Raw genomic sequence first — 17,183 nt, 5'->3', positions numbered from 1 at the left:
GGGAGTTCTCCTCGCTCAGAAGGTTTGGACACTGTACGGTCCGCCGGGTTTCCGTGCCGTCCCTCCCGCCTCGGACATGGGGCCAATCGGCGTGACACCCGTGTTCACCCCGTGACAGGCTGCCGGGGTGAATCTCGACTCGGGCGCCGGGCTGCTCCACCGGCTCACCTCGTACCTGCCGAACCGGGAGTGGGACGTGCCCGCCGCCGACCCCCGGGTCCGGCACGACCTCACCCCGAACGATCCCGCGACCCTCCCCCCACCGATGAAGCACTACCCGGATGGGGCAACGATCCTGGACCTGCCGCGTGACCTTCCCGATCCCGGTGTTCCGGCCACGGCTGTGCTCGCCGGCGCGGCGGCGGCCCCCCAACCACTCGACGCGGCCCAACTCGGCCGGATCCTCTTCCTCGGCGCGGGTGTGGTCCGCACCTCGGAGCGCCAGGGCCGTCAGGTGCCGTTCCGCGCCGCCGGCTCGGCCGGCGGACGGTTCCCGCTGGAGGTCTACGCCAGCACCCGGGACGTGACCGGGGTTCCGGACGGCGTGTACTGGTACGACGGTCTGCGGCACGCGCTGGTCCGGGTGGGTCCGGCCGCCGAGGGCACGGCAAGCACCCTCGTGGTGGCCGGGGTGCCGTGGCGGACCGGCTGGCGGTACGCCGAGCGCGGCTGGCGGCACCTGTACTGGGACGCCGGCACGCTGCTGTCCCAGCTGTCGGCGGCAGCGGCGAGTGCCGGCCTCGCCCCACGGCTGCGCTCGCTGTTCCCCGACGCGGCACTACGTCACCTGGTCGGCGCGGACGGGACGCACGAGTATCCGCTGGCGCTGCTGTCGCTGGGCGACGGCGATCCGGCGATCCGGGGCACCGGGCCGGCGGTCGTTGGCGAACTGCCCGCCGAGGAGTTCCCGCTGTGCACCGCCGCCCAACGGGCCGGCGAGCGGGACGAGCTGGGCGAACCCTGGCCGGCTGGCGCTCCGCTGGCCGAGGCGCCCCCGTCTGACCCGCTCGACCGGGTCATCCGCCGCCGTGGCTCGCAGCGCCGGATGGACCGGACCCGGACGTTGCCGCGGGCCACCCTGGAGTGGTCGCTCACCGCCGCGCTGCGCGGGATCGAGGTGCCGCACTGGGTCGCCGTACACGGTGTCGACGGCGTACCGCCCGGGCTCTACCGCTGGCCGGACCTGTCCAGCCCGGTACGCGCGGGCGACCTGCGGACCGAGCTGGAGCGGATCTGCCTGGGCCAGTCGCTCGCCGCCGAGGCCGCCTTCGTGGTCATCGCGGCCACGCCACTGGCCGGGCTCGACGACCGGAGCTACCGGGCCGCGCAGCTCGCGGCCGGGCTCGTCGAGGGCCGCCTGCACCTGGCCGCGTACGCGCTGGGCGCCAGCGCGACCGGCATGACCTTCGTGGATTCCGAGGTACCGGGCCTGCTGGCCGAGTCGGACCTGGCGACCCTGCTGTTCACCTGCGTCGGTGTGCCCGAGTACACCTCCCGGGCCGGCGGCGGCCCCGGCGCGCCGGTGGAGGTCCGGGCGGTGCTGTCCCGCCTCGCGGGAGAGTGACCGCGCGGATGGCCCGGCCCCGGCGCCGGCCCGGGCCATCCATCGGCCATGCCATGCCATGCCATGCCATGCCGGGTGGCGGGTCGTGATCGAAGTTCAGTGCGTCATCCGATGTCGAACAGTTCGGCCAGCCGGGGCAGGCGGTTGGCCATCTCCTCGTCGTCCTCGAAGTCGAAATCGAACTCGATCTCCGGATAGTCGATCGTGATCGAGTCATCGGGCAGTTCGGCCCCACTGACCACCCGATACGCCTCCCACGCCATCCCGAGGGCCGCCTCGTGCTCGATGTCCGTGCCATCGGCGGCGACCGACTGGACGTACGGCAGGTCGGCGAGGGAATCCGGGTCGGCCACCACCCGTTCGAAGGTCTCCCGACCCTGCAGGATGAGCCAGCCGCGGAAGTAGTCGAAACCGTCGTCCGAGCATCCGCCGTTGATGAGGTAGGCGGCTGCCCACAGTGGACTCCGGTAGGAGTCGGCCATCAGGTCCCAGAGGATCTGGTGGGCGGCGATGATCTCGGTGGCCGGTCGCGCGGCGAGCAGCCGCGTCATCCGCCGGGACACCTCTTCCGGGTTGGCCGCCGGCACGTCACGCCGGGCCTCGTCGATCAACTGCCAGAACTGGTCTCGGTTCACGGTGCTGGACTATGCCAGCCGGGTGCGACGGACGCGGTCCCCTCCGGCGGGTGCGGCGGACGTCCCGTCGCGCTGCTCCACCGGTACGCGGGCGCGCCCCTGCCGGTACGGGGTGACCCTCCCGGTACGCGGGGGTGACCTGCCGGTACGCGGGTTGACCCTGTGCCGGTGTGCCGGTGCGCGGGTCCCGTCGCGGGTCGACGCGGCGGGACCCGGGCACCGTCGGTGCGGGTCGTGTCAGTTGGAGACGGTGGCGAGGTGGTTCTTGAACCCCTGACCGAAGGCGGTGGGGGTGCCGCTGTAGTCGGTGATCAGCGAGGGACCGCTGGAGCAGTCCCAGTTGTTCCAGGTCCAGCCGAGGTAGCCGACGCCGTGTGCGTCCGCCCAGGCCATGACCCGGTCGATGAAGTTGTGCCCGCAGTCGTTCTCGCCGATCTCGGTGATCGTGAGCGGCACCTGGGCGGCCACCGGTGCCCACTGCTGGTCCCAGCAGGTGGTGTCGATACAGGAGTTGAAGTTGTAGACGTGTGCGAACGCCATCAGGTTGTTCTGCGGATCGGTGGGCCGGTACTGCAACCACTGGGCGATGTTGTTGGACCAGGCCAACCCGCCGATCATGACCACGTTGGTGGCTCCGGTGGCGCGGACCGCGTTGAGCAGGGTCTGGAAGCCCGCCACCTGGTAGCCGATGCCGGTGCAGGTGCCGCCGTCGCGGTAGCACTTCCAGCCGGCCGTGGTGTCCCAGTTCGCCGCCGCGTCGGGGTACGGCTCGTTGAACAGGTCGAAGATGACCGCGTTGTTGCCCTTGAACGCGTTCGCCACGCCGGTCCAGAACTGTGGAGCGTACTGCGCGTCCGGCATCGGCTTCTGGCACGTCGCCTTGACGTCCGTGCAACCGGCGCCCTGGCCGGAGTACTGACCGTAGTTCCAGTGCATCTCCACGATCGGGGTGATCCCGTTCTGGATCAGCAGGTTCACGTAGTTCCTGACCTCGGTCTGGTACGCCGCCCCGGAGGTGCCACCGGTGGGCACGCTGGCGGTGCCGAGCCAGCACTCCTCGTTGAGCGGCACCCGCACGGTCCGTACCTTCCAGGAACGCATGGCCGCGATCGACGCCTGGTCCATCGGGCCGTTCCACATGCCGTAACCCTGGATGCAGCTGAACTCGCCGCCGGAGCGGTTCACCCCGAGCAGCCGGTACGTCGCCCCGCTCGCTGTCACCAACCGGTTCCCGGACACGTGCAGCGCCGGCGCCGCACCGTTGTCCGGCGGCGGACTGCTGGGCGGCGGGCTGCTCGGCGGCGGACTGCTGGGCGGCGGGCTGCTCGGCGGCGGGCTGCTCGGCGGCGGGCTGCTGGGCGGCGGACTCGACGGGGGCGGGCTGCTCGGCGGCGTTCCGTAGCAGAACCAACCATTGACGCTGAAGTTGCCGGGCACGGGGTTGGTGCCCGACCAGGAGCCGAGCAGGCCCAGCGTCGTCGACGCGCCGGTGCCCAGACTGCCGTTCCAGCTGTAGCTGTCGGCCGTGACGTGCTTCCCGGACTGGCTCCAGGTGGCGTTCCAACCCTGGTTGACCTTCTGCGCGGGATCGACGAAGTCGAAACCCAGGGTCCAGGAGCTGACCGGATCTCCCAGGTTTATGATCTTGATGCTGCTCTGGAAGCCGCCCGACCACTGGCTGGCGACGGTGTATTCCACCTGACAGCCCGCTGCCGCGAAGGCGCTGGGGGACAGCACCGCTCCCGCGCCGGCCACCAGCACGCTGGCGGCCAGAACGGCGGTGATGCGTTTCATGGAGTTCTCCTTGCTGGTTGGAGAATCGTCCGCCAGACCAGGCGACCCGGTCCTCGCGCCGGCCGGTGCCGCCACCGTCCACGGTGGCGGGTCGGCGACCGACGCGCGACGGTGCCGGCGGGGGTGCCGGCCGGGTCGCGGGTCCATCGGAACGTCGCTGCGGGGGCATGCGCTTCCGTGAGGCTGCCCTGTGCCTCAGCGTCCGGCTCACGAGACCACAAGAAGTATCGATGTAAGCCGGTTGATTGGCAAGCCACCGCAATCGTCCGAGTCGATCACCCGGCATGTAACCCACAATTCCCATCGACTAAGACGGGTATTGACCCGATCGGGCCGCTCACCTGTACTTATCCCATGTTGAGGAGCCCGGCAATCATCCGCCGGCACGTCGACTTCCGACGTGTCTGCAGCGCGCTGTGTCGCGACTGACCCCGGCACCCGCCCTCCCCTGACGGCTTCCGCCGTCACTCCGAGCCCGTCCCCACCCATCGCGGTCGGGGGCGCCCGACCTCCTCCCGGCCGGGGCGCAGAGCCGACTCGGAAACAGTCCGCCCCATTCCCGACCACCGCCGCCCCCGACGAAGCGGAGCGGCAGGTACCCGGTCGCACACCGCCGAACCACGACCCCGCCGCACCGCAGCGGCCGATGGGCGTGCCGGCGGACGCCCGGTATCCACACCGGACACCACACCCCGGGGCAGCACCCGGCGACACCACCCCGGGAACACACACACCCGGCGAACCTCCGAGGAGTCCTCGCGATGGCTCTGCGCACCCTCGTACCCACCGGACCGGCCCGGACTGACGACCCGGCCGGCACCGGCCCCGCGCCCCCGACGCCGGTCCGGCGCCGCTGGGCGACCCCGCCCCGGTTTCGCCGCGCCACGGCGCGGCGAACCCCGGCCACGGCACCGTCGGAGCGCTCCCGGACCGGCTGGCGCCGGCTCCTGTTGCGACTACGCCGGCTGGTCGGCCTGGCCACGATCGTCCTGCTCTGGCAGGTCGTGGCCGCCCGCGGCCTGCTCGGACCGATGACGCCCACGCCCGTGCAGGTGGCCGACGCCGCGCTGGAGCTGATCCGGTCCGGCACCCTCGCCGACAACCTGCTGTTCTCCCTGGAACGGGTGCTCAAGGGCCTGTCCGTCGGACTGTCCGTCGGGCTGGCCCTGGGACTGGTGGCCGGCCTGACCCGGGCCGGCGAGGACCTGGTCGACGCACCGGTGCAGGCCCTGCGGATGCTGCCGGCGGTGGCACTGGCGCCGATCTTCCTGCTCTGGTTCGGACTCGGCGAGACCGGCAAGATCGCCCTGATCTCGGTGGCACCGGTGTTCCCGCTCTACCTCAACGTGCTGGGCGGAATCCGCGGCGTCGACAACCGGCTGGTCGAGGCGGCCCGCTCGTGCGGGCTGGGCACCTGGCAGCTGATCCGCACGGTGATCCTGCCCGGCGCGCTGCCGCAGATCTTCGTCGGGCTGCGCCAGTCGCTGGGCGTGGCCTGGATCGTCCTGGTGGTCGCCGAACAGACCGCGACGACGGCCGGGCTCGGCGTGATCCTCAACGACGCCAAGGAGGCGTTGCGGATCGACATCATGTTCGTGGTCGTGGTGATCTACGCCCTCCTCGGCCTGGCCACCGACCTGCTCGTCCGGGCCCTGGAACGTCGTTTCCTGGCCTGGCGACGCGGCTTCACGGGAGCGTGAGATGACCACCACCACCACCACTACCGGGGCGGCGACCGGCACCGGCACGGCGTCCGCCGTCCGGGTCCGGGACATCCGCCGGTCCTTCGACGGCCGTCCGGTCCTGCGCGGCGTCGACCTCGACATCCGACCCGGCGAGTTCGTCGCGCTGCTCGGCGCCAGCGGCAGCGGCAAGACCACCCTGCTGCGGGTCATCGGCGGCCTGGACCCGGACGCCAGCGGCGAACTACGGGTGCCGGCCCGCAAGGCCATCGTGTTCCAGGAACACCGTCTGCTGCCCTGGACGCGGGTCTGGCGCAACGTCACGCTCGGGGTCACCGGCGGCGACCGCCGGGAGCGGGCCCGCCGCGCGCTGGCCGAGGTGGGGCTCGCCGAACGGGCCGACGCCTGGCCCGGGACGCTGTCCGGCGGCGAGTCGCAGCGGGTCGCGCTGGCCCGCGCGCTGGTGCGAACCCCCGAACTGCTGCTCCTGGACGAGCCGTTCGGCGCGCTCGACGCGCTGACCCGGCTCAAGGCCCAGGCGCTGGTCGCCCAGCTGTGGGCCGAGCATCGCCAGGCCGTGCTGCTGGTGACCCATGACGTGGAAGAGGCGCTCCTGCTCGCCGACCGGGCCCTGCTGCTGGCCGACGGGCAGATCGTCAAGTCGGTCGAGGTGGACCTGCCCCGACCCCGAGCCATCGGACACCCCCGGTTCGTCGCGCTGCGCCGGCAGCTGCTGACCGGGCTGGGGGTCGCGGTACCCGAGGAGGAATCATGACGGAGATCCTGGACCTGACGGCCGACGTGCTGGTGGTGGGCGGTGGCCCGGCCGGGGCGTGGGCCGCGTTGAAGGCGGCGCAGGCCGGCGCCGACGTGATCCTGGCGGACAAGGGCTACTGCGGGACCAGCGGCGCGACCGCCTCCGCCGGCACCGGAGTGTGGTACGTCCCGCCCGAGCCCGAGGCCCGGGAGGCCGCCATGGCCAGCCGGGAGAACCTCAACGGTCACCTGTCCGACCGGCGCTGGATGGCCCGGGTGCTGGACCAGACGTACGCGAACATCAACGAGCTGGCCGGGGCGGGCCGGTACCCGTTCCCGACCGGTCCCGACGGCACCGAGGTCCGGCGCGGACTCCAGGGCCCGGAGTACATGCGGCGGATGCGCGCCTGGCTCAAACGGTCCGGCGTACGGATCCTGGACCACAGTCCCGTGCTGGAGCTGCTGACCACCGGCGGGCGGACCGGCACCGGCACGGTGGCCGGGGCCGCCGGTCACCGCCGCCAACTCGGCCAGGACTACCGGGTCCGGGCCGGTGCCGTCGTACTGGCCACCGGCGGCTGCGCGTTCCTGTCCCGGGCGCTGGGCTGCGACGTGAACACCGGCGACGGCGCGCTGATGGCGGCCGAGGTCGGCGCGGAACTGTCCGGGATGGAGTTCTCCAACGCCTACGCGCTCGCCCCGGAGTTCTCCTCGGTGACCAAGACCGCCTACTACACGTACGCGACCTTCTACCGCGAGGACGGTTCGGTGCTGGAGGGCGCCGGCAGTCAGCGCGGCCGGTCGGTGATCGCGAAGGCGCTGCTGGACGGGCGGGTGTACTGCACCCTCGATCGGGCCGACCCGCAGGTGCGGGCGGCGATGCGGCTCGGCCAGCCGAACTTCTTCCTGCCGTTCGACCGGATGCGGATCGACCCGTTCACCCAGCGGTTCCCCGTCACCCTGCTGCTGGAGGGCACCGTACGGGGCACCGGCGGGATCCGGGTGGCCGACGCGGACTGCTCCACCGGGATCGCCGGGCTGTACGTGGCCGGTGACGCGGCGACCCGCGAGCTGATCTGCGGCGGGTTCACCGGCGGCGGCTCGCACAACTCGGCCTGGGCGATGTCCTCGGGCACCTGGGCGGGCCGGGCCGCCGCCGCGCACGCCCGGAGCCTCGGGCCGCTGGCACACCGGCGCCGGCTGGTGCCGACCGGCGGGGCCGGGCTGCGCCCGACCGCGACCCCCGGCGGGACCGACCACCGGGACCTGGTACGCACCGTGCAGGCGTACACCCACCCGTACGACCGGAACTACCTGCGGCGCGGGCCGGTGCTGGCGGACTCGCTGGCCGTGCTCGACGACGCCTGGCGGGCGAGCCGAGAGACGCTGCGGGGCACCGGGATCGACGCCCTGTGGTCCCGCCAGGCCGCCGCGATGCTGGCCCACGCCCGCTGGATGTACACCGCGGCGCTGGCCCGGCCGGAGACCCGGGGCATGCACAAGCGGCTGGACCTCCCCACGCCGGACCCGACGTACCGGCACCGCCTGCTGGTCGGCGGGCTCGACCAGGTGTGGAGCGGTCCCGATCCGGTCCGCCCGCACACCCCGCTCGACCTGGCGGTGGCGGCGTGATCGAGCTGGTCTCACCCACCCGCTGCATCAGCTGCGACCGCTGCGTCGAAGCCTGCCCGACGAACGTCTTCGACCGGGGCGCCGACGGGATTCCGGTGATCGCCCGGCGGGGCGACTGCCAGACCTGCTTCATGTGCGAGGCGTACTGCCCGACGGACGCCCTGTTCGTGGCCCCGCACACCGGGCCGCTGGCCGACGGCGACCCGCTCCGCGACGAGGAGCACCTGGTGGCCACCGGCCTGCTCGGCAGCTACCGCCGGGGCATCGGCTGGGGGCACGGCCGCACGCCGGGCGCCCGCCTCGCCCTCGGTCCCGGCCTCGCACCCCACCCGACCACCGCGAAGGAAGTCGAGAGATGAACAGCCTGTCCCGAAGGTCCGTCCTGGCCCTGACCCTGCTCGGTGGCGCCGCCGCGGTGACCTCCGCCTGCGGCGGGGAATCGGCGGGCGGGGCGTCGGACGCCGGTTGGACCCTGCGGATCGGCACCATCGGCAGCAAGAACCGGCTCACCGGGCCGGTCGGCTGGCTGCACTCGCAGGACAAGCTGCTGCCGCTGCTGTCCGCCGCGCACGTCGAGAAGGTCGAGGTGTACACGTTCCCGAACGGACCCGACCTCAACCAGGCCCTCGTCGGCGGCAAGCTGGACCTGGCCAGCTACGGCGACACCCCGGCCCTGGTGGCCCGGGGCGCGGGCCAGCCCACCCGGTTGATCGCCGAGTCGGTCGTCGGCAACGACGCCGGGATCGTCACGGTGACCGGCGGTGTCACGTCGCTCCGGGACCTCAACGACAAGGTGATCGCCACCCAGACCGGCTCGTACATCCACCGGTACCTGCTCGGCACGATCGCGGACCTGGGCATCAGGCCACGGAAGATCGTCCACGTCTACAGCACCGACACCGAGGCGGCACTGGCGAAACGCAGCGTGGACGCGGCAGCCGTACCGGCCAACTATGCCTACGCCCTCCAGGCCAAGGGCTATCCGCTGCTGGAGCTGGCCTCGAAGAACCGGCCCCGGTACCTGGGCACCAGCGCCACCGTGATCACCGAGAGCGCCCGCCGGGCCCATCCGCCGGTCATCCGGGCCTGGCAGAGCGCCCAGGCCGAGGCCACCCGGCAGGCCAAGGCGGCCTGGCCGGACTATCTGGCGTTCAACGTGGGCCTCGGCCCGTTCGGCGCCGATGTCGTGGCCCGGACCGTGCTGCCCGCCCAGTTGCCGGACACCCCGTTCACCGATGCCGGACTGGGGCTGCTCAACGGCACCAAGGACTTCCTGGTCGCACAGAAGCTGGTCGCCCGGAACTTCAGCATCGACGACTGGATCGCTCCCGAGGCCCGGCAGCCGTGAGCGGGAACCCGACCGCGCCGACCGAGGTCACCGCCGACGTGCTGGTGCTGGGCGGTGGCCCCGCCGGGACCTGGGCGGCCGTCGCGGCGGCCGCCGCCGGGGCCAGGGTGGTGCTCGCGGACAAGGGCTACTGCGGCACCAGCGGGGCCGCGGCCGCCGGTGGGAACAACCTCTGGTACGTCCCGCCCGGTCCGGACCGGGAGCGGGCCGTCGCGCGCCGGGCCGCCGCCGCCGGTCAGCTCACCGACCCGGCCTGGAGCCTGCGGGTCCTCGACGAGACGTGGCGCCGGGTCGAGCAGTTGGCCGACTGGGGTTACCCGTTCCCGGTCGACGAGCACGGGGTGCAGCGACGCGGCTCGTTGCAGGGACCCGAGTACCTGCGCCGGATGCGCCGGAAGGTGCTCCGCAGCGGGGTTCGGGTGCTGGACCACCATCCGGCGCTGGAACTGCTGGTCGGCCCCGACGGCGCGGTCGCCGGGGCGGCCGGCCTCGCCCGCCAGCGACCGGAGGGGACCTGGCGGGTCCGGGCCGGCGCGGTGGTCCTGGCCACCGGCGGCTGCGCGTTCCTGTCCGGGGCGTTCGGCCTGAACGTGGACACCGGCGACGGGCACCTGATGGCGGCCGAGGTGGGCGCGGCGTTCTCCGGCATGGAGTTCTCCTGCGCGTACGCGCTGTCGCCCGCGTACGGCAACCACACCAAGGGGCTGATGATGCAGTTCGCCACGTACCACGACGCGGCCGGCCGGCCGATCCCGGCGGACGGGTTGACCGGTCGGGTCGAGCTGGCCCGGCGGGCGGCGGCCGGCGAACAGATCTTCGCCCGGCTGGACCGGGCACCCGAGGAACTGCGTCCGCTGGCCCGCCTCGCCCAACCGAACTACTTCCTGCCCCTGGACAAGGCCGGGATCGATCCGTTCACCCAGGCGTACCCGGTGCGGTTCGTGCTGGAGGGCACGGTACGGGGCACCGGTGGTCTGCGGCTGGCCGGCACCGACTGCGCCACCGGTATCCCCGGCCTGTACGCCGCCGGCGACGTGGCGACCCGGGAGCCGGTGACCGGGGCGATCAGCGGCGGTGGCAGCTACAACGCGGCCTGGGCGATCTCCTCGGGCAGTTGGGCCGGCGCGGCGGCGGCCCGGTACGGCCGCGCGCATCCGGCGCCCCGGCACCTCGCCCCGGCCGGGCGGGCCGGCCTGCGCCCCACCGGGCGTCCCGGCGGGGTACGGGCCGACGAGGTGGTCGACGCGGTCCGGGCGGAGGTGATCCCGCTGTCCCGCAACTACTTCCGCACCGCGACCGGGCTGGTCGACTCGCTGAGCCGGTTGGACGACGTGTGGACGGTGACCGCGGCGGGGCTGACCGGCGGCGGCCGGGACGCGCTGCGGGCCCGGCAGGCCGCGGCGATGACGGCACACGCCCGCTGGATGTACCGCAGTGCGCTGGCCCGGACCGAGTCGCGCGGCATGCACCGGCGCGACGACGCGCCGGCCGGCGACCCGGCGTTCACGCACCGGATCCACAGCGGCGGCCTGGACCGGGTGTGGACGGCGCCCGAGCGGACGGCGGTGCCGGCATGATCGAGGTGGTCTCCCCGACCCGCTGCGTGAGCTGTGACCTGTGTATCCGGGTGTGCCCGACGGACGTGTTCGACCGGGGTGCCGACGGGGTGCCGGTGATCGCCCGGCAGGGCGACTGCCAGACCTGCTTCATGTGTGAGGCGTACTGCCCGACGGACGCGCTGTTCGTCGCACCGCTGTCCGGCCCGGCGCCGGCGGGCTCGCCGTACACCGACGAGGACGCGCTGGCCGCCGCCGGCGCGTTCGGCGCGTACCGGCGGGCGATCGGTTGGGGCCAGGGCCGGACGCCCGGGAGCCGGCTGGACACCAACCACATCTTCACCTCCCGGGTCGCCGGCCAGGCGTAGCCGCCGACCGGCCGGCCCCGAGCGCGGCACCGTCGAGCCGGCCAGGTACGCGGCACCATCGGGCCGGCCGGCGGTAACCACGCCGGGCGGCAGGCCGGCGCGCGGCGCCGTGTTACCGGCCGGACGTCCGGCGGGACCGGCGGACACCGACCACGCCGAGCAGGAGCAGCACCGCACCGGCCGCGGCGGCGATCGCGATCACCGGCAGCGCCGTACCCCGGTGGTTGCCGGACCCGGCGACCGCCAGGGCCGGCCGGCCCGACCCGGCCGCCGGCGCGGACCGGCTCGGGTCCGGTTGCAGCGGATAGCGCAGGATCGTCGGCGGTGCGGGCTGGCCGGCCTTCTCCGAGACCGTCAGCAGCGAACCGCCGTCCCGCTCGTAGGCGATCGACTCCCCCTGCGGCTCGTCGGGCAGCGGGGTGATCCGGGGCGTGCCACGGGTCAGCGCGGCCACCAGGTCGCCGTCGGTGACGTCGTACTCGAAGGCGTCGGCGTAGGTCCGCAGCACCACCCGGCGCCGGTCCGGGGCGATGGCGGCGCCACTCACCAGGGTGCGACCCACGATCGAGTACGGGTTGCTGGTCGTGGTGACCGGCAGCCGCACCTCACCGACCTCGGTCAGCGGCGTCGTGACGCCGGCCCGGGGTACGGCGGTCGCCAGGTAGAGGTGCGGGATGCCCTGCTTGGTCACGACCAGCGGACGGTTGTCCCCCGTGATCAGCAGGGCCTCGGCGTTGTGCGCTCCGTCCGGATAGGTCATCCGGTACAGGACCGGACGGTTCGCCCCGGGCGCGAGCCGCCACACCCCGATCGTCTTCCGGGAGCTGTCGTTGTCGCCGATGTCGCCCACCCACAGGGTGCCGTCCGGACCGACCGCCAGGTCCTCGGTGTCGCGGGGCCGGGACGGGAACGAGACCTCCCGGACGACCGCGCAGGTCCGGTCGAGGAAGAAGATCCGGCGGTGGGACTCCTCGTCGGCGCCGTCGTTCACCACCACGAAGCCGTCGTCGGTGACGACCATCCCGGACAGCTCGTTGAGCCGCCGGTCCTGCACCTGGCACACCGGACTGCCCCGGCCCGCCGTGGAACCGGCCGTGGCGTCCGCCGTGGGGCCGGCCGACGGTGCGGCCACCGCGGGCGCCGGGGCCAGCGGCACGGCCAGCGCGGTGGCCAGGAGCACCGCGGCGCGGGCGGCCGACCCGGTGGCAACCGACCGGAACGTTGTCGTCATGCCGGCAATCGTGCCCGACCCGGGCCACCACCGCGTACCCACGCCCTGATCGGGGCGGTGACCACCACGGGACACCCGTCGGGACCGCCGGTGGGCGCCGGACTCGTTGACCATAATCCTATTAAGCCTGTAGGTTAAGCCGAGTAGACGCCGCACGGCTGGCGCGACGAGACCACGATCTGGGGGCCCGGTGAGCCGATCGGTTCCGTCCGAGGAGAGCCACTACGACCGCCGGCGGGCGCGGCAGTGGTTGGCCGGGACGGCACGCGGACCCGGCATCTCCCGTCGTGATCTGCTGCACCTGGCCGGCGCGATGGGCGCGGTCGCCGCCGCCACGGCGAGTCTGCCGGCGACCGCCGCCAACGCCGCCGGCACGCCGGTGGGCGGTGCGGCCACCGGGACGCCGGTCGCCGACCCGCCGATCCGCAAGCCACTGCCACCGGAACTGTTCACGGTCTACGGCAGCAACGCCGAGATGCGCTGGGAGGCGATGGCCGGTCAGGGTCACCTCGTACCCACCGACCGGTTCTTCGTCCGCAACCACACCGCCACCCCGCTGCTGGACGCCGACGCCTGGCGGCTGCGGCTGTTCGGCACCGGCCTGCGCGGCTCGCCCACCGCGGACAACCCCGTCGAGTTCAGCTACCGCGACCTGCGGCGCCTGCCGGCCCACACCGGCACGGCGACCGTCGAGTGCGCGGGCAACGGGCGCAGCTTCTTCACCACCCAGCAGGGTCAGACCGTGTCCGGCACCGCCTGGCGGCTCGGCGCCGTCGGCGTCGCCCGGTGGCGAGGGGTACGGCTGTCCACCCTGCTCCACCACGCCGGCCTGACCCACGACGCCGTGGACGTGCTGCCCGCCGGGTTGGACGCCGACTACGTGACCGGCGGGGTGAACCTCGGCCCGGTCCGCCGCCCGCTGCCCATCGCCAAGGCCCGGCACGACGTCCTGCTGGCGTACGAGATGAACGGCCGGCCCCTGCCACCCGACCACGGTTTCCCGGTCCGGGTGGTGGTGCCCGGCTGGATCGGCATCTCGTCCATCAAGTGGGTCGGCTCGATCGAGGTCTCCGCGACCCCGCTGTTCTCCCCGTGGAACACCGAGTTCTACCGGCTGTTCGGCCCGGACCATCCGGCGGACGGGCAGCTGATCGGGCCGCAGGTGGTGAAGAGCGCCTTCGAACTGCCCTGGGACGCCCGGCTCCCGGCCGGGCAGCCGATCCAGCTCACCGGTCGGTCCTGGTCCGGCGGCGGTCGGATCCGCGAGGTCGAGGTCAGCACCGACGACGGACGGACCTGGCGCCGGGCCCGGCTGGACCCGACACCCGACGACCGCACCTGGCGACGCTGGCGGCTGCGCTGGGAACCCCCGACCACCGGCCCGTTCACGCTGCGCGCCCGGGCCACCGACGGCACCGGCGCCACCCAGCCCGACGAGGCCCGCTACAACACGTTCGGCTACCTCTTCGACGGGGTGGTCCGGCATCCCGTGACGGTCGGCTGACCACGGGTGCCCGAGCCACCGGTCCCAGCGCGACGTCGCAGGCCTCCCCGCCCGTGCCGCCGGCCGAGGCGGGACGTCGCGGACCCGCCGGCCCGTGCCCCGGACGGTGACGGAGCCCCGCTACCGTGGTGCGGGTGCGGGTGGTGGTGGCGGAAGACCTGGTGTTGCTGCGGGACGGACTGATCCGACTGCTGTCGGCCAACGGCTGCGAGGTGGTCGCCGCGGTCGGCACCGGACCGGACCTGCTGCGGGAACTGCTCACCCGGCGCCCCGACGTGGCGGTGGTCGACGTACGGCTGCCACCGACCCACACCGACGAGGGGCTGCGGGCCGCGCTGGCGGCCCGCGCCGAGGTGCCGGGCCTGCCGGTGCTGGTGCTCTCCCAGTACGTGGAGCGGCTGTACGCGCGGGAACTGCTCGCCGACGGTCGCGGTGGGATCGGCTACCTGCTCAAGGACCGGGTGTCCGACATCGACGAGTTCGTCGACGCGGTCCGCCGGGTCGCCGCCGGCGGCACCGCGCTCGATCCCACCGTGGTCGCGAAGCTGCTCGACAGCCGGCAGCGGGTGCTGCCGCTGGACCGGTTGACCCCCCGGGAGCGGGAGGTGCTCGCGCACATGGCGCAGGGCCGGTCCAACGCCGCCATCGGCACCGCCCTGTTCATCACCGAGAAGGCGGTCGCCAAGCACACCAACAACATCTTCGCCAAGCTCGGACTGCAGTCGTCCGAGGACGACAACCGTCGGGTGCTCGCCGTCCTGGCCTACCTGGACGGCTGATCCTCCAGCCGGCGGACCGGGATACTGGTACCCCCATGGGAGAGGTTCCAGGCTCCTCGAACCGGACGGCGCCGTCGACCAGCCTTGGACCATGACCACCACAACGATGAGCACGGGCCGGCCGGTCGCCGGACCCGTACCCCGCGCCGAACGCGCGATCGCCCCCGACCTGGCCCGCGGCGTCATGCTGCTGTTCATCGCCCTCGCCAACGCCGCCAACTGCGCGTTCGCCGGCCAACCAGGTCTGGACGGCACCCCGCACGGCCCGCAGCGCGGCGTCAACTTCCTGCTGACCATGTTCGTCGACAGTCGCGCCTATCCGGTCTTCGCCGTCATGTTCGGCTACGGCCTGGTGCAGATCGCCCGCCGGCAGGGCCCGGGGGCGCGGCGCGTCCTGCTGCGCCGCAACGCGGCCCTGCTCGGGTTCGGCCTGGTCCACGCGACGCTGCTGTACTTCGGGGACTTCCTCGGCGCGTACGGCATCGTGGGGATCCTGGCCACCCTGCTGCTCCTGCGCCGGGGCGACCGGTTCCACCGGATCGTGCTGTGGCTGTGGGGCGTGCAGACGGTCTACGCCGGGTTCCTCGCGGTGACCGCGCTGGCCGGGGCCCACGGTGGCGACGCCGTAATCACCAACACGCCGAACCCGTCCCTGGCCGCCGCCTCGTACGGCCGCTCGCTGCTCGACCGGCTCACCGAGTGGCCGGTACACACCGCCACCGTCATCCCGATCATCGTGATCGTCTGGCTGGGCGTCTGGGCCGCCCGGCACCGCATTCTGGAGGAGCCCGCCGCGCACCGCACCCTGCTGCGCCGGGTCGCCGTCGGCTGCCTCGGGCTCTGCCTGGCCGGCGCGTTGCCGTACGCGCTGATCGCCGCCGGCGTCGTCCACGCCGACCCGGGTACCGTCGAGGCCATGGCCCGCCTGCATGCCGTGACCGGTGAATACGGTGGTCCTGGCTACGTGGCGCTGATCGGCCTGCTGGCCGTGCGGGTCGGCGCCGCCCGCCGGACCCCGGCGGCGCTCGCCCCGGTGCTCGCGCTCGGGCAGCGGTCGCTGAGCGGGTACCTGTTCCAGTCGGTTGCCTGGCTTCTCCTGTTCGCACCGTGGGCGCTGCACCTGGACGACACGTACGCCGCCGTCGGGGCGGCGGTCGCGGTCTGGCTGGTCTCCCTCGGCGCCGCCTGGTTGATGAGCGCCTACGGCCACCGGGGTCCGGCCGAGACGTTGCTCCGGCGGATCACCTACCGGCCAGGTCGATGACCGGCGCCGCGATCCGCACGACCGTGGCCGGGACGCTCTGCGTCGCGGCCACGGCCGCCTGGCTGGTCACCGGCCGGGCCGGGTTCTGGCCACGCTGGGTGTACTTCGCCGTCGGCACCGTGCTGCTCGGCGAGTTCCTGCTCCTCCGCGCGCTGCGGGTGCCGGCCGGCCGGCGGCGCCGGCTCGCCCTCGACGCCGCCGGCGGTGGCCTGCTGGTGACCGTCGACCTCACCGTCTGGGTGCTGACCGGCGGCGGGTACTTCTGGCCGGCCTGGACCCTGCTCGGGGTGTCGGTGATCATCGGGCTGCACGCCTGGCTGCTCAGCCGGCCGCCCGGCAGCCGGGAGCGGGAACTCGCCGAACGGGTGGCGGTGCTGTCCCGGTCCCGCCGCGGCGCGGTGGAACGCCAGGCGGCCGAACTCAAGCGGGTCGAACGCGACCTGCACGACGGCGCCCAGGCCCGGCTGGTCTCCCTGGCGCTGACCCTCGGTCTGGCCGGTGACCTGCTGCGCCGCGACATCGACGGTGCGGCGCGACTGGTGGAGGAGGCGCGGACCACCGCGACCGCCGCGCTCGACGACCTGCGTACGGTCATGCACAGCATCCACCCGGCGGTCCTCGCCGACCGTGGTCTCGGTGCCGCCGTCCGCGCGCTGGTCCTCGACCTGGCCGTGCCGGTGACCGTGACCGGCGAGCCGCCCGCGGACCTCCCGCTGGCGGCGCAGACCGCGGCGTACTTCGCGGTGGCCGAGGCCCTGGCCAACGTGGCGAAGCACAGCGGCGCCAGCGCGGGGGCGGTGACGTTCGATCAGTCCGGCGACACCCTGCGGATCGACGTCACCGACGACGGTGCCGGGGGCGCCGACCCGGCCCGGGGCACCGGCCTGCGCGGGATCATCGACCGGCTCGACGCCGTCGACGCCCGGCTCGACGTGCGCAGCCCGGCCGGCGGCCCGACCCGGATCACGGTACGGATCCCGGTCGAGCCGCGCTGACGGCTTGTCGGGCGGAGCCGCTGGCCCTCGGGCCGGGCGCCGCCGGGCCGCCCGGCGACGCGCGCCTCGAACGCC

At 73.6% G+C, this 17,183-nt stretch carries 15 protein-coding genes; 12 read left to right on the top strand and 3 right to left on the bottom strand.

Translation table 11 applies throughout. From position 1 onward, the window contains the following. Window positions 1-127 precede the first annotated feature (127 nt). Entirely contained in the window at window positions 128-1,564 is a 1,437-nt protein-coding gene (locus tag ACXN5W_RS08870; protein WP_473157693.1) for a hypothetical protein, read from the top strand. Window positions 1,565-1,668: 104 nt separating this feature from the next. Here the strand turns inward: ACXN5W_RS08870 and ACXN5W_RS08865 are convergent, their stop codons facing one another. Further along, complete coding sequence (locus ACXN5W_RS08865) at window positions 1,669-2,199, bottom strand: DUF4240 domain-containing protein (RefSeq protein WP_473157692.1); 531 nt, start codon at window positions 2,197-2,199, stop codon at window positions 1,669-1,671. 237 nt (window positions 2,200-2,436) lie between these two features. Then, on the bottom strand, window positions 2,437-3,993 hold the full coding sequence (locus ACXN5W_RS08860; RefSeq protein ID WP_473157691.1) for a cellulase family glycosylhydrolase: 1,557 nt from the start codon (window positions 3,991-3,993) through the stop codon (window positions 2,437-2,439). A gap of 761 nt (window positions 3,994-4,754) precedes the next feature. Between ACXN5W_RS08860 and ACXN5W_RS08855 the strand changes: the two genes are divergently transcribed. The 7 genes from ACXN5W_RS08855 to ACXN5W_RS08825 are packed head-to-tail and all read left to right on the top strand — an operon-like array spanning window position 4,755 to window position 11,335. Beyond that, window positions 4,755-5,693 carry an ABC transporter permease gene (locus ACXN5W_RS08855; protein WP_473157690.1) on the top strand — a complete coding sequence of 313 codons (939 nt, stop codon included), beginning with the start codon at window positions 4,755-4,757 and terminating at the stop codon, window positions 5,691-5,693. A 1-nt stretch (window position 5,694) separates the two neighbouring features. Next, window positions 5,695-6,450 carry an ABC transporter ATP-binding protein gene (locus tag ACXN5W_RS08850; protein ID WP_473157689.1) on the top strand — a complete coding sequence of 252 codons (756 nt, stop codon included), beginning with the start codon at window positions 5,695-5,697 and terminating at the stop codon, window positions 6,448-6,450. Continuing rightward, window positions 6,447-8,063 carry an FAD-dependent oxidoreductase gene (locus ACXN5W_RS08845; protein WP_473157688.1) on the top strand — a complete coding sequence of 539 codons (1,617 nt, stop codon included), beginning with the start codon at window positions 6,447-6,449 and terminating at the stop codon, window positions 8,061-8,063. The genes ACXN5W_RS08850 and ACXN5W_RS08845 overlap by 4 nt, the downstream gene beginning before the upstream one ends. Continuing rightward, window positions 8,060-8,422: a 4Fe-4S binding protein gene (locus tag ACXN5W_RS08840; protein ID WP_473157687.1), complete on the top strand. Its 363-nt coding sequence runs from the start codon at window positions 8,060-8,062 to the stop codon at window positions 8,420-8,422. The genes ACXN5W_RS08845 and ACXN5W_RS08840 overlap by 4 nt, the downstream gene beginning before the upstream one ends. Beyond that, on the top strand, window positions 8,419-9,411 hold the full coding sequence (locus tag ACXN5W_RS08835; protein WP_473157686.1) for an ABC transporter substrate-binding protein: 993 nt from the start codon (window positions 8,419-8,421) through the stop codon (window positions 9,409-9,411). Before ACXN5W_RS08840 ends, ACXN5W_RS08835 begins: the two co-directional genes overlap by 4 nt. Continuing rightward, window positions 9,408-10,988, top strand: coding sequence for an FAD-binding protein (locus ACXN5W_RS08830; protein ID WP_473157685.1), 1,581 nt, complete (start codon window positions 9,408-9,410; stop codon window positions 10,986-10,988). The genes ACXN5W_RS08835 and ACXN5W_RS08830 overlap by 4 nt, the downstream gene beginning before the upstream one ends. Further along, complete coding sequence (locus tag ACXN5W_RS08825; RefSeq protein ID WP_473157684.1) at window positions 10,985-11,335, top strand: 4Fe-4S binding protein; 351 nt, start codon at window positions 10,985-10,987, stop codon at window positions 11,333-11,335. The genes ACXN5W_RS08830 and ACXN5W_RS08825 overlap by 4 nt, the downstream gene beginning before the upstream one ends. Before the next feature lie 112 nt (window positions 11,336-11,447). Here ACXN5W_RS08825 and ACXN5W_RS08820 read toward each other — a convergent pair whose 3' ends face one another. Continuing rightward, the gene (locus ACXN5W_RS08820) at window positions 11,448-12,566 is read right to left on the bottom strand and encodes an NHL repeat-containing protein (RefSeq protein WP_473157683.1); all 1,119 of its coding nucleotides are present in this window, start codon (window positions 12,564-12,566) and stop codon (window positions 11,448-11,450) included. A gap of 190 nt (window positions 12,567-12,756) precedes the next feature. Here ACXN5W_RS08820 and ACXN5W_RS08815 point away from each other — a divergent pair, with 190 nt between their 5' ends. From ACXN5W_RS08815 to ACXN5W_RS08800, 4 genes are all read left to right on the top strand, one after another. Next, window positions 12,757-14,070 (top strand): sulfite oxidase, encoded by a 1,314-nt coding sequence (locus tag ACXN5W_RS08815; RefSeq protein ID WP_473157682.1) that lies wholly within the window; start codon window positions 12,757-12,759, stop codon window positions 14,068-14,070. 134 nt (window positions 14,071-14,204) lie between these two features. Continuing rightward, the gene (locus tag ACXN5W_RS08810; protein WP_473157681.1) at window positions 14,205-14,849 is read left to right on the top strand and encodes a response regulator transcription factor; all 645 of its coding nucleotides are present in this window, start codon (window positions 14,205-14,207) and stop codon (window positions 14,847-14,849) included. A gap of 91 nt (window positions 14,850-14,940) precedes the next feature. Then, on the top strand, window positions 14,941-16,113 hold the full coding sequence (locus ACXN5W_RS08805; protein WP_473157680.1) for a DUF418 domain-containing protein: 1,173 nt from the start codon (window positions 14,941-14,943) through the stop codon (window positions 16,111-16,113). Further along, window positions 16,110-17,108 carry a histidine kinase gene (locus tag ACXN5W_RS08800; protein WP_473157679.1) on the top strand — a complete coding sequence of 333 codons (999 nt, stop codon included), beginning with the start codon at window positions 16,110-16,112 and terminating at the stop codon, window positions 17,106-17,108. The genes ACXN5W_RS08805 and ACXN5W_RS08800 overlap by 4 nt, the downstream gene beginning before the upstream one ends. Window positions 17,109-17,183 lie beyond the last annotated feature (75 nt).

The organism is Plantactinospora sp. A48 (assembly GCF_055793945.1).
The sequence above is the reverse complement of the archived record's forward strand: the minus strand, read 5'-3'. Positions and strand labels throughout refer to the sequence as shown.